The sequence below is a fragment of the Streptomyces sp. NBC_00178 genome, assembly GCF_036206005.1.
In the GTDB taxonomy this organism is placed as follows: domain Bacteria; phylum Actinomycetota; class Actinomycetes; order Streptomycetales; family Streptomycetaceae; genus Streptomyces.
Genome location: NZ_CP108143.1, coordinates 6,430,985 through 6,443,439, shown reverse-complemented (window position 1 = coordinate 6,443,439; position 12,455 = coordinate 6,430,985). Strand labels below are relative to the sequence as shown.

At 71.7% G+C, this 12,455-nt stretch carries 12 protein-coding genes and 1 tRNA gene; 4 read left to right on the top strand and 9 right to left on the bottom strand.

The genetic code is table 11. The annotated features are described in order from the left end of the window. The first annotated feature begins 121 nt into the window (after positions 1–121). The gene (locus OHT61_RS28170; RefSeq protein ID WP_329042068.1) at positions 122–1,039 is read left to right on the top strand and encodes a DUF2510 domain-containing protein; all 918 of its coding nucleotides are present in this window, start codon (positions 122–124) and stop codon (positions 1,037–1,039) included. Between the two features lie 286 nt (positions 1,040–1,325). Here the strand turns inward: OHT61_RS28170 and OHT61_RS28165 are convergent. Beyond that, positions 1,326–1,399 (bottom strand) — tRNA-Pro (locus OHT61_RS28165). A 337-nt stretch (positions 1,400–1,736) separates the two neighbouring features. Beyond that, complete coding sequence (locus OHT61_RS28160) at positions 1,737–2,684, bottom strand: NAD-dependent epimerase/dehydratase family protein (protein ID WP_329042067.1); 948 nt, start codon at positions 2,682–2,684, stop codon at positions 1,737–1,739. Positions 2,685–2,856: 172 nt separating this feature from the next. Here OHT61_RS28160 and OHT61_RS28155 point away from each other — a divergent pair, with 172 nt between their 5' ends. Beyond that, a complete protein-coding gene (locus OHT61_RS28155) occupies positions 2,857–3,585 on the top strand; it encodes a TetR/AcrR family transcriptional regulator (RefSeq protein ID WP_329042065.1) in 729 nt (242 codons plus the stop codon). A gap of 125 nt (positions 3,586–3,710) precedes the next feature. On the opposite strand, the gene OHT61_RS28150 is transcribed toward OHT61_RS28155, so the two are convergent. The 5 genes from OHT61_RS28150 to OHT61_RS28130 form a co-directional block, all read right to left on the bottom strand. Further along, on the bottom strand, positions 3,711–4,325 hold the full coding sequence (locus tag OHT61_RS28150; protein WP_329042064.1) for a GTP-binding protein: 615 nt from the start codon (positions 4,323–4,325) through the stop codon (positions 3,711–3,713). Continuing rightward, the gene (locus OHT61_RS28145; protein WP_329042062.1) at positions 4,303–4,674 is read right to left on the bottom strand and encodes a DUF742 domain-containing protein; all 372 of its coding nucleotides are present in this window, start codon (positions 4,672–4,674) and stop codon (positions 4,303–4,305) included. The genes OHT61_RS28150 and OHT61_RS28145 overlap by 23 nt, the downstream gene beginning before the upstream one ends. A gap of 2 nt (positions 4,675–4,676) precedes the next feature. Next, positions 4,677–5,111, bottom strand: coding sequence for a roadblock/LC7 domain-containing protein (locus tag OHT61_RS28140; RefSeq protein ID WP_329042061.1), 435 nt, complete (start codon positions 5,109–5,111; stop codon positions 4,677–4,679). A 7-nt stretch (positions 5,112–5,118) separates the two neighbouring features. Further along, positions 5,119–7,152, bottom strand: a complete 2,034-nt coding sequence (locus tag OHT61_RS28135; protein WP_329042059.1) for a sensor histidine kinase — start codon at positions 7,150–7,152, stop codon at positions 5,119–5,121. Positions 7,153–7,542: 390 nt separating this feature from the next. Beyond that, a complete protein-coding gene (locus OHT61_RS28130) occupies positions 7,543–8,304 on the bottom strand; it encodes an IclR family transcriptional regulator (RefSeq protein WP_329042057.1) in 762 nt (253 codons plus the stop codon). A gap of 288 nt (positions 8,305–8,592) precedes the next feature. Between OHT61_RS28130 and OHT61_RS32580 the strand changes: the two genes are divergently transcribed. Both OHT61_RS32580 and OHT61_RS28125 read left to right on the top strand, forming a co-directional pair. Then, a complete protein-coding gene (locus OHT61_RS32580) occupies positions 8,593–8,691 on the top strand; it encodes a putative leader peptide (RefSeq protein WP_443049558.1) in 99 nt (32 codons plus the stop codon). A gap of 404 nt (positions 8,692–9,095) precedes the next feature. Continuing rightward, positions 9,096–10,568, top strand: a complete 1,473-nt coding sequence (locus OHT61_RS28125) for a hypothetical protein (RefSeq protein ID WP_443049557.1) — start codon at positions 9,096–9,098, stop codon at positions 10,566–10,568. Positions 10,569–10,589: 21 nt separating this feature from the next. Here the strand turns inward: OHT61_RS28125 and OHT61_RS28120 are convergent, their stop codons facing one another. Both OHT61_RS28120 and OHT61_RS28115 read right to left on the bottom strand, forming a co-directional pair. Then, positions 10,590–10,835 (bottom strand): hypothetical protein, encoded by a 246-nt coding sequence (locus OHT61_RS28120; protein WP_329042056.1) that lies wholly within the window; start codon positions 10,833–10,835, stop codon positions 10,590–10,592. Positions 10,836–11,197: 362 nt separating this feature from the next. After that, positions 11,198–12,436 carry an MBL fold metallo-hydrolase gene (locus OHT61_RS28115; protein WP_329042055.1) on the bottom strand — a complete coding sequence of 413 codons (1,239 nt, stop codon included), beginning with the start codon at positions 12,434–12,436 and terminating at the stop codon, positions 11,198–11,200. Positions 12,437–12,455 lie beyond the last annotated feature (19 nt).

The window sequence follows — 12,455 nt, the reverse complement described above, 5'->3', positions numbered from 1 at the left end:
CCGGGGAACCCGGGCGCGGCGGAGGCGGCCCCACGCCCGGTGTGCACGAGCGCCCGGGACGTGACCACGACCACGCTGTGCGTTTCATACGATTCTCAGTCAGTGCGCCTACGGTGCTCTCGTGACCCAGACGACCCCGCCCGGCTGGCACACAGACCCCGGGCACTCAGGAATCGGCCCCGCACAGGAACGCTGGTGGGACGGGAGCCGCTGGACCGACCAGCTCCGGATCGCCCCGGCGACCGTCCGACGCCGCCGGATGCGCATCGGAGCGGGCATAGCCGCCGGTGTCGTCCTCCTCGCGGCCGTCGGCAGTGGCGCCTACATGCTGGGCAGCAACTCCGACGACGGCGACAGCGCCTCCGCGACGGCGCCCACGAACCAGCCGGAAAGCCCTGGCCTCCCCGGCGCGCCGGACGGCGGCCGGGGCGAAGGCGACAACGGCGGCCAGGACGGTGGCGAGGGCCGGAATCCGGGCCAGATGCCGGAGACCGAGAAGGGGTACGCGACCGACGCGGCCAGCGGCATCAGCATCCCCGTGCCGGACGGCTGGAAGGGCCAGTCCGGGCCGATCGGCGCCGGCCTGACCACCGGCGACTACGCCTGCCCCGGTGACACGAGCCAGAAGTGCGTGCGGGGCGGCATCTTCTCCGCGCCCGCCCAAGCCCTGAAGATCAAGGCCGACACGGCGAAGGCGGCCGCCGAGGCGGACATCAAGGCGAATGCCGAGGAGTCCTACGGCGAGAAGATCTACGGCGGGATCACCTCGCACGAGGAGCTCGTCTCCGAGGCCGTCACGGTCGCCGGCCAGAAGGGCTACAAGGTGCGCTGGAAGGTGGTGACGAAGAACGGTGACGACGGCTACGTCGAATCGCTCGCGTTCCCCTCACCCAACCTGAAGAACATGCTGGTCGTCGTCCGCTCCGGTTTCGACGTCAACGCGAAGGCACCGAAGCTCTCGGTCCTCGACGACATCACCAAGGGCATCAAGAAGGCGAAGGGCGCAGGCATCGGCGCCGGTCCCGGCGAGACCGCCTGATCACTCCGACGACCCTCGGGGGCCGCGCCGCACGCCGCGGGTGCGGCCCCCGATCGCGTACGCCTCCGGCCGCCTCGGACCTCGGGATCGGGATCCGGATGTCCGGGGCAGCATCGGAATCGGCATCGGCATGACCGGAGGCGACGGTTTCGGAAGCGACGGTTTCCGTCATCACCACGGGCCGGACACAGCCGCCACAGCCGCCACAGCCGCCACAGCCGGAAAACGTTCGAGGGGCTGGATCGGAATGCTCCGATCCAGCCCCTCGAACTACGACTCTCACGAGTCGGGACGACAGGATTTGAACCTGCGACCCCTTGACCCCCAGTCAAGTGCGCTACCAAGCTGCGCCACGTCCCGCTGACCGTCTGACCTGGGGTTTCCCCCGGGCCGAACGCGCATGAGAACAATACCGCACTTGCACCGGTGCTCACGAACCCGTTTCCGGTCACCGGCTCAGGGCGTGCCCCGCATCGGGCCGCCACGACCAGAGCGGCGCGATGTGCCCCGGGCCCACCGGCAGCAAGAAGCTGCCGGTCGAGCGCGCCGAGGCACCGGGGAGGGCCCGCGGGCCCGGACCGCAACGCCCCCTTCCACCCACTCGGGTCGGTCAGCCGACCGACCGGACGGGCGGGCGGCAGGGCATGCACCCCGTCATGCAACGCGACCAACGCCACGACGGCCCCTCACCACACACTCAGCGACGACCCAGGAAGTCCCGGTACCAGGCGAGTGTCGTGTCCACGGTGTCGGGAAGCGGGTTGGGGATGAGTCCGAACGCCGTCTCGATGGCGGAGGAGTCGACCGTCTGCCCCTCGGTGTGCTGGTAGAACATCTCGGCGTACTCCGCCATGAACACCTCGTCGAAGGGTCCGAAGGGGCGCGGTTCGGCGATCACGGTGAGGTCCAGGGGCCGGCCGACGCGTTCCTCGATCATGGCGTAGATGTCCCGGGTCGTGACCGCGGGAGCCGTCGGAAGGTGCCATACGCGCCCGTCAGCGCCGGGATTCTCGCCGAGCATGGCCAGACCCGCCGCGACATCGCCTATGCACGTGTAGCTGTGAGGCAGATCGATGTCCCCGAGAGCGGGGACCTGTCCCCCGGTGAGCGCCGCCGGGAAGACCGCCCCTCCCAGCGTCGAGCTGAGCACCCCGGGTCCTACGAAATCGGCGGACCGGCCGAGGACGACGCGCTGCCTGCCCTCCACGTGCGCCGCGAGGTAGCGGGCGTCGAGCTCCGCGCGCATCACCCCCTTGCGGCTGGTCGCGCGCCACGGGGTGTCCTCGGTCATCACGGCACCGTGGGTCTCGCCGTAGGGATAGAGCGTGTCGAGGACGACCAGGCGTGCGCCCGCCGCCTCGGCGGCCGCCATGACCGCCACCTGGATGCGTGGCATGACCTCGACCTGCAGGTGATAGCCGACGTTGACGCAGTGGTACACGACCGCCGCGCCCTCGACCGCCGCGCACGCCCCTTCGGAGGTCGACACATCGGCGGCGAACCGGTCCACACCCTCCATGGCGGGACCTTGCCCCTTGCGGTCGACGAGGCGGACCCGGTGGCCCCGCCCGGAGAGCTCACGCGCGAGCGCGGTACCGGCCGGCCCCGCACCGAGCACGACGTGGAGAGCGGATGCGGTGGTCATGGAGTGCCCCTTCCGTTCGAGCGTGGTAATGCCCTCTTCCTTCTGTTAGACACTGTAACTCTCGCGAGAGCCCCTCGCAAGGAGTCGAGTTAGACTCCGTAACGAAAGTGAGCACGCCTTGCGATGACCCGCCATGACGCCATGCGTAGCGGATCGACTGGAGGAGCCGGTGATGGTCCGAGCACAGGAAGGCCCACGCGCCAGGTACCGGGAGCAGACCCGGGCGGAGATCAAGGACACCGCGCTGCGGCAGCTGGCCGAATCGGGGGCCGGGGCACTGGCACTGACGCGTATCGCCAAGGAGATGGGGCTCTCAGGGCCTGCCCTGTACCGCTACTTCTCCAGTCGGGACGATCTTCTGAGCGCGCTGATCAGGGACGCCTACGACGACGCGGCTTCGGCCGTCGCCCGCGCGGCCGAGGAGGCGGAGGCCGGCGAGCTGGGTCCGCGCGCGCGTCTGCACGCGCTGGCCACGGCCTACCGGGCCTGGGCGGTGGCCGAGCCTCACCGTTATCTGTTGATCCAGGGTGCACCCGTCCCGGGCTACATCGCTCCGGACGACACGCGCGACCGGGCCCGGGCGGTCCTCGGCCCTTTCCTTCCGCTCTTCGCGGACGGGTCACCGGGGACGAGCCACTCCGCCCTGGTGGCCGAGATGACGGCCTGGCTCGCCGCCGACACCGCGGGCGTGGCCTCGTGGGTCGCCGAGTACGCACCGGATGCCGCCGCCGACCAACGGCGCGCGGCGTACGGACTGGCGGGTGCCGTTCTCGTATGGGCCCAGTTGCACGGGTCGGTCGGCCTGGAGGCGGCGGGACAGTTCGCGGGCATGGGGCACAGCGGTGACACCCTGCTCACCACCCAGCTCGACCAGCTCGCGGACGCGTTCTCCCTGACCTGAACACGCCGGAACAGCGCGTCGGGATGAACGCGGCGGGGTGCCGCCAAGGACGCGGGCCACCACGCGGGCACCGCCGGGCGGGGCCGGTCAGGTCCCCGCCTCCCGCACCACGGACGGCGTCCGACTCACGCCTGGGCGACCCCGGAGCCGGACAGCGGGACCGGCGCGGTGGCGTTGATGAGGTGCTGGACAAGGGTGACCAGCGCACCCGTACCGGAGCTCGCGATGCGGGCGTCGCAGAGGACCACCGGGACCTCCGGCCCGAGGTCGAGTGCCGCTCGCACCTCGTCCGGCTCGTAACGGTAGGCGCCGTCGAACTCGTTGACCGCGACGATGAAGCCGATGCCCCGCCGCTCGAAGAAGTCCACGGCCGCGAAGCACTCGGCCAGCCGCCTGGTGTCGGCCAGCACGACCGCGCCGAGCGCCCCCTTGGACAACTCGTCCCACATGAACCAGAAACGCTCCTGGCCGGGCGTGCCGAAGAGGTAGAGCACGTGCTGTTCGGACAACGTGATCCGGCCGAAGTCCATGGCCACGGTCGTCGCGGTCTTGGATTCGATACCTTCGAGACTGTCCGTGGCAGCGCTGACCTGGGTCAGGAGCTCCTCGGTGCTCAAGGGGGCGATCTCGCTGACGGCGCCCACGAACGTCGTCTTGCCGACGCCGAACCCGCCCGCGACCAGGATTTTGAGGGCCACAGGAAAGTATTCGGTGCTGTCAGAGCTGTCGTCGTAGACCATCGAGCACTGCCTCCAGCAGAGATCGGTCGGTGGGCATGTCATGGAATGCGGGGGCGTGCGCGGTGACCGCCCCGCAGTCGACCAGGTCGGACAGGAGGACCTTGGTGACGACCGCGGGCAGCCGGAGGTGGGCGGCGACCTCGGCCACGGACGTGGGGCCGTCGCAGAGTTCCAGCGCGACGGTGTGCTCGGGGCCGAGGTACGCCCGTGGCCTGTTCCCCGTGGCCATCACCAGGGAGAGCAGGTCAAGGACGGTGGTCGGCCTCGTGCGGCCGTTGCTCACGGTGTACGGGCGGATGAGCCGGCCGGCCGCGTCGTCGAGCAACGGCCCGTCCTGCGGGGCCGGCATCCTCACAGCCCCGGAGTGAACGGCGCTCCGGCCGGCTGCCGGAGCGGCGTCGTCAGGTAGGGCCGCACGCTCTTCACGAGCATGGCCATCTCGTAGCCGAGGACGGCGGCGTCCGCCTCGCGGCCGGCGAGGACCGCGAGGCAGGTGCCGGAACCCGCGGTCGAGACGAACAGCAGCGTCGAGTCGAGTTCGACGACGACCTGCCGAACGTCACCGTTGTCACCGAAGCGGGCGCCCGCGCTGCGGCCGAGCGAGTACAGACCGGCAGCCAGCGCGGCCATGTGGTCGGCGCTGTCCGAGTCCATGCCGTGGACGGATTTCACCAGCCCGTCCGCGGAGAGGAGGACCGCACTGCGCGTGTAGGGCACACGTTGGACGAGGCCGCTCAGCAGCCAGTCGAGGTCCGTGACCTGACCGGACGGCATTTCGGTGGTCATGCTGCATCTACTCCTTGAACATGTTCTCGGTTCGGGGATCCTGATCGGACGGCTGCGGTGCCGGGGAAACCGGGCCTCGCGGGTCCGTCCCGGCCGCGACGGTCCCCGCCGATCCCCGGAAGGGGAGCGGAGCGAGCCCGTGGGAACGCTGCGCGCCGACCGTCGTGGTCGCGGACTCGGCACCCGCGGTGCCGTAGGCCCCGGCGAGTTCCACCTCGTCGGCGGTCTGCGCCTCGGCGAGATCGACCCCGCGGCGGAAGGCGGCCATCAGGCCCGGGTCGTGCAGGGCGTTGTCGTCCTCGGCTCTGCGGGCGGGTGCCTCGCGGAGCTGCGGAACCAGGTGCTCCTGGTTGCTTCGCCTCGGGAGCTGCGGGCGGCCCGCGCCGTCGGACGGCGGTGCCGACGCCGGGACTTGGGCTGGGATGGGAACCGGAACCGAGGCCGGGACCGGTGCGGGCGCCGGTGCCTGTGCCTGTGCCTGTGCCTGTGCGGAGTGGGTCCCGAAGCCGTCGGCAGGCACGGCCTGCGGCGTGATCGTCGCCGCGGGCACAGCCGCCCCCGGTGGCCCCAAGGGCTCCGCGGTCCTGGCGACGGGTGGGAAGGCGGCCGGGTTCGGTCCGTCCACCCGCTCCGCGCGCAGCGGCAGCGGCGGTGCCTGCTCCTGGAGCCGGTCGCTTCCGGGGCGTTGCTCCTGACCGGGAGACGGCTGCGGCGCGGGCTCGGCGGGCCGGACGTCGCCGGCCGGGAGGGGCGCGGGACCGGACGACGCCACGGCCGCTGTGCCCGGTGCGGCCGTGGCATCGATGTCGATGCCCAGGAGGACTTGGGGCAGCACGAGTACGGCTTGTGTGCCCCCGTAGATGTTGCTCTGCAGCCGGACGGCGATGCCGTGCCTGCGGGCCAGTGAGGCGACGACGAAGAGTCCGATGCGGCCGTCCTGCAGCAGGTGGGCCACGTTCACCTGGTCCGGGTCCGAGAGCAGGGTGTTCATCCGCTTCTGCTCGGGCCCGGGCATGCCGAGTCCGCGGTCCTCGACCTCCAGGGCGAGCCCGGCGGTGACACGCTGGGCGCGCAGCAGCACCTGGGTGTGCGGGGCCGAGAACACCGTGGCGTTCTCGACGAGTTCGGCGAGCAGGTGGATCACGTCGGCCACGGCGTGTCCGCGCAGGGTTCCGTCGATGGGCGGGACCAGCTCGACGCGTGGATACTGCTCGACCTCGGCGATCGCCGAACGCAGCACTTCCGTCATGGTCACCGGACTGCTCCACTGGCGCCGCGACACGGCGCCGCCCAGTACCGCGAGGTTCTCCGCGTGCCGGCGGATGCGGGTGGCGAGGTGGTCGACGTGGAAGAGGCCCTTGAGCAGGTCGGGGTCCTCGACCTCGTGTTCCAGCTCGTCGAGGATCTGGATCTCGCGGTGCACCAGCGACTGAAGCCGCCGGGCGAGGTTGACGAAGACCTCGACCTTCTGTTCGTTCCCGTTCCCGCGGAACAACTGGGAGGCCTGGACGACCGCGGTCACCGCTTCGTCCTGCGCGTGTGCCATCTCGTGGGCGAGCAGGTCGAAGGCGTCGGCGTCGGGAGCGACAGGAGGAGTGGCGGGACGGGCGGGCAGGGGCTCGCCGCCACGGAGTTGCTCCACCAGGCCCTTGAGCTCCGCGTGGTGCCGGGCACTCGTGCGGCGCAGCGCGACACAGCGGTCGTGCACTCCCGTGGTGACGCGGCCCGCGCCGATGAAGGCCGCCGCCACGGCTGCCACGGCCAGCGCCCCGGAACCTCCAAGGGCCGCGAGGAGACTGCCTGACGGGCGCACGCCCGAGGCCCGGATGGTGAAGATGACGGCTGCCGCCCCGCTGAGCACCGCGGCCACAGTCGGGAGGAGGGCGGTACGCAGCAGTTGGGGTCGCAGGCGGCCTTCGGGTGCGGTGGGCTGTGCGGCACGCGGCCGGCTGGGGGCCGAATGCGAACGGCCACCGGGACGGCCGTGCCGTCCGCCCTCGCGGCGTTCCGGTCGCGCGGTGGGTGCGCGAAGTTGAGACATCAGCGTCCTCGGTACGTGGGGCACCCGGAATCGGCATTCGTGTGGTGACACCTACGGTGGTCAGGCCCGGGTCAACGGTTGGGGAAGGCTCGACCGATATGAGCCCACCGTTGATCACCGACCACACACGGTAGTCGTCAATCGCCCATGCCGGACGTGCAGTTGTCGAACTTGCCCGCCAGGCGTCCCGCTCTGGTATGACGCCTCGCACGGGCAGCCGATTACGTACGTCACCACCTCCGCCCACCGGTCCGCACACCGGCCGTGCGTACGAATTCCACTGGTGGCGGGGCGGCGGCCCAGATGCCACGCGGGCACTCCCGAGGTGGCCTGGCCCCGTGGACGTGGACCGGGCGGCCGCCACGGACCGGGGCTCCGGGGCGGGACGGATCAGGAAACCGCGGGAGGCAGTGACATCGCGGCCGCACCCAGGGCAACGGCGTGCCGCGAGAGCTCGGCCTCGCTCCCCCGGTCCGCGGGCATGGAGGCCGTCAGGGCGAGGCGGTCCCGCCAGCTGCTGCCCATCAGAGGCACAGCCACCTCGTTCATCCCCCGGGCGGCCTCACCGGAACAGTCGGCCCTGCCGCGGGCCCGGGTGCGTTCCAGCTCGGCGAGGAGGCCGGTGCGTGAGGCCAGGGTGCGTCCGGTGACCCCGGGCAGCCGCTCGTAGGGGTAGAGGGCGCAGACCTGTTCGGTCGTCAGCTGGGCCAGGAGCACCTTGCCGGCCGCCGTGGCATGGGCCGGCCGGGCGCGACCGGTCTCCAGCACCGCCCGTACCGCGTGCGAGGACTCCCGGCCGTTCGTGATGATCACCTGGTCGCCGATCAGGGCGGCGGTACTGACCGTCTCGCCCGTGGCATCGGCCGCCGAGTCGAGCACGGTCTCCAGGCGCGCAGCGATCTCCGGGCCGTAACCCGCCGGGCGTCCCAGAGTGACCAGTTCAGGTCCTGCCGAGTAGCCCCGCCCCGACACGTCCCGGGTGGCGAATCCGCGCGCCTCCAAGGTGGTGAGCACCCGGTGCGCGGTGGAGCGGGCCACGCCGAGTTCCCTGGCCGCACCGGTGACCGACAGGCTGTCGTGGACGAGGAAGAGGCGCATGAGGCGCAGTCCGGTGTCCAGCGACTCGATGATGTAGCGCTTCGGGTCGGTCATCAGGTCCTCTGGGTGTCACGGGCGTGCCGGGTGGCACCGGCTGCGGACGTACCCGCCGCTCCGCCCATCATTCCGGTTCGGACCGCGCCGTCCGCGTCATCCGCCGAATCCCGTCGCCGCGGGACGTGCGGGCCGTACGGCGGCGCCGCGGCGAACGGCGCGGCGCCGTCGGCCCCGGACCCCGGATGCCGTGGCTCCGGACATCATGGCCCGACGCCGACGCCCCCCGGACGCCATGGAGTGGACCGGTCTTGACCGGTAGTCAGCGGTACTGCTTGGATCACCCGCATGAAGCGCAGCCCGGGACTCACGCGACGACGGCACGTCGATCTCGCGCGGACCGCCGGCGCGCTCTGTCTCCGCATGCGCTGTCTCCGCGCGCGCTGAGCACGCCGATGGGCAGCCGCCCGGCGACTACCGCCGCCGATCCCCGATGGCCCGGACACCCCTTCGCTCTCTCCGCGATGCGGTACCCGCGTTCGCCGTCACTCGCGCCTCGCCCCTGACCTGGGCCCCGCCACCCGGACCCGCTTCACCTCGGCCGGCCAGGTTCCGGACCACCGCTCGGCCGCGTGTCGCGGGCCCGCATGCGCGTCGGCGGGTGAACACGCGCGTCGCCGGCTCAGCTCCTCCCTCGTGGGTCGAGAGCCCACATGGTTCGCACGCCCTCACGGCCCCCTACACCGGACGCACGCACGGCGTCACGGCAGCAGGCGTCGTAACCGCCCATCCCCACCGATCGCTGCGTTTCCGCGTTTCCGCGTTTCCGCCCCAGAGAGGACCACCACGCCGTGTCCCCCTTCCCTCGCCTCCACCGAACCGCTCGACGCCCCCGGTGGAAGCCCGTCGGCGCCCTGCTGGCCGCGTTCGTCCTGGGCTGCGCCGCCCCGGCGTCCGCCCTCTCCTCCGCTCCGTTCGGCCCGACGCCCCCGCACAATCCGTACGCGGGTCCCGACGGCACCGCCACCATGCACGGGGACACCGGCTCCTCGGACACCACTCCGCTGACGGGCCCCGGCGCCGGCTCCCTGTCGTCCTCACGCACCGCGCTCGCCTCCGCCTGCCCCACCGTCCTGGTGGGAGCCGACGGCTATCCGGTCGCCCTGTGCACTCCGATCTTCGGCCAGGTTCCGACAGTGCATCTGCTCGATCCCGGCAACGGCTCCTCCCTCACCTCCCTGAAACTCACCAAGGGGTCGCTGCTCGGCGGGGTGTACGCCTACATCGACCATCAGGACCGGCTCGTCGTCGCGGACGGCAGCCGCAGCCTGCTGCGCGTCGGCCACCACCGGAACGCAGACGGCGCCTGGTCCCTCACCGTCGACCGGAGCCAGTCCCTCGCCGCGGTGATACCCGAGGGCGACGCGGTCACCGGCCTCGCGCCCGACTGGAGGGGGCGCGTGTGGTTCGCCACCGGTGGAGGGGTGGTCGGAACGGCGGACGACACCACCGGCGCCGTGAACGCCCTCACCCTGCCCGCGGGCGAGCGCGTCGCCAACAGCATCTCCACCGCGCCGGAGGGCACCGCTGTCACCACCACGCACGCCACCTATCTGCTGACCGCGGCCGGCGGCACGCCGGAAATCGTCTGGCGCAAGGAGTACGACCGCGGGTCCGCGCGGAAGCCCGGCCTGCTCAGCTGGGGCAGCGGATCGACCCCGACGTTCTTCGGCCCGAGGACGGGCACGGAGTACGTCACGGTCGTCGACAACGCCGACACATCGGCCAACCTCGAGGTGTACCGCTCCTCCGACGGTTCGACCGTCTGCTCGGTCCCTGTGCTCCAGGCTTCGGGCGGCCCCGGCAGCGAGAACTCCCCCATCGGTGCAGGGAGCAGCGTCTTCGTGGCCGGGACCTACGGATACCCGTACCCCGCCGTCCCCGAGGGAGCCGGCCCCAGCGTGCCCGCCGCGGCCGACTTCGCCGGCGGCCTCACCCGGGTGGACGTACGGGCGGACGGGACGGGCTGCTCACTGAAGTGGGACAGCGCCCTGCGTTCGGCCGCCGTGCCCAAGCTGTCGACGGCCGACGGGCTGCTCCACACGGTGGTACGTGATCCACTCGTCCCCGGCACCAGGGGGACGAGCATCCTCGACCCCTACCGCTACGTGCAGATCGATCCCGACAGCGGCCGGGTCACGCGTTCCGTGAAGGTCGGGGTGGGCTCGTTGTACGACTCCTTGCAGATGGCGGGCACGATCACACCGGACGGGGCCTACCTCCAGGGCACCGTGACCGGAGTCCTGCGGATCACAGCCGGTTGATCACATGCGGCGGGCGCGGCGTCAGGCGGACCTCACGTCCTGACGCCCCGTCCGCGTACGTGCGGCTTCCCGCAACCGCACCCGGGCTGCCGGGCCTGCGCCACTGGTGGCCCAGTACGGGTGCCACCGAATCCACACCGACAGCCGCAGAAGGGTCCGGCGCAGTTCGGTCGAGCGGCGGGCCCGTGGCCGGGCCAGTTCCTCGTACGCGGCATTCCACTCTCGCTGGGCCTGGACGAGTTCGAGGGGGAAGGTGCTGTCATCCATTCCCGCATTAGATCGTATGTTCGAATTTCATGTCATCTCGGTGATGCCGCTTTACGGGTCACTCACCCGAACAGCCCGCGTACACGTCCCAGGACCCGGGCGGCGACGGCCTGACGCATAACCGGGCCGGGCACGACACGACCGGGACCAGGGCCGGGCTTCGGGACACCCGCCCGGCCTCACACCGGCCCCCGCATGTGGAGAGCCCGGTGCCGGAGACACTCCGGCACCGGGCTCCGAGACCGCGCGACCACACCGGGCCACGGCACCCCGCCGCAGCCGGTGACCACCTGCCGGCCGTGCTCAGCAGGTCGGCGCGGGACACCCTCCAGGCGGGAAGTCCGTGAGGAGCGCCCTCCCCGTCAGCGCTCTCCGGCGAGGTCGACTTCCTCTTTGCGCACCGACGCCGGCTCGCCCGTACCGGGACCGCGCCACGGGCGCGCGACCGGTGCCGACACGGCACGCCACCACGCGTCCGACGGCAGTTTCCCGGCAGGCTCGAACGGCTCGCCGGGCCGGGGGAACACGGCCGCCTGCCCGACCTCCTCGGCAGCGTCCTTCATCCACTCCCCCGGCTCGGCCCAGGCGTGCAGCGCGAGGTTGAAGGTGCCCCAGTGGATCGGCAGCAGTACGCCGTGCGGGCGTCCGCCCTGGAGATCGAGGTGCGCCTGGACCCCCTCGGCAGGTGACATGTGGATGTCCGGCCACGCACCGGGAAGCGGCGTGCGGTCGGTGTGGTTCTCCGGCCAGTACTGGGAGTAGGCGCCCACCTGGATCATGGTCGCGTCGAAGGGGCCGTGTTCGGCTCCGATGCCCTTGAATCCGGAGAAGTAGCCGGTGTCACCGCTGTGGTAGACGCGGTGGTCCGGCCCCGCGACGACCCACGACGCCCACAGGGTGTGCTGCTGGTTGCGCAGCCCGCGTCCGCAGAAGTGACGGGCCGGGGTGGCGGTGAGGCTGATGCCCCCGATCCGCACGGTCTCGTTCCAGTCCAGTTCGTGGATGCGCTCCAGGGGCACCCCCCAGCGCTCCAGGTGCGCTCCGACACCGAGGGGGACGGCGAAGACGGTGTCCGTCCCCGCCAGCGCCTTGATGGTCGGCAGGTCCAGGTGGTCGTAGTGGTCGTGCGAGATCACCACGACGTCCACGGGCGCGAGGGAGGCGAGCGGCAGCGGCACGGGGTGCACGCGCTTGGGCCCCGCGAAGGCGAACGGCGAGCATCGCTCGCCCCAGACCGGGTCGAAGAGCACCCGATGGCCGTCGATCTCCGTGAGCACACTGGAGTGGCCCAGCCAGGTCAGCCGGAGGCCCGTCTCGGGCGGTGCGGCGAGATCTGCGAGCGTCGTGGCGTGGATCGGGACCGTGCCGGAGGGCGAGCGCCGGGCGCGCTCCTCCTTGCGGAAGAAGACCTTGGCGAATTCGAGCATCGAGCCCGACGGCCTGGTCCGGGTCCCCTCGGGGTTCTGGAAGACCCCGTCGGCGAAGTTGGGCGAGCGGCGGATCCGCTCCATCCGCGCATCGGCCGGATCCGCACCGAAGGCGTCCGGGCGCAGCGAGCGCAGTCGGGTACGGAGCGAGGGCTGGTTGTCGGCGCCGGTCACAGCTTCTCCTGAGGGAGTG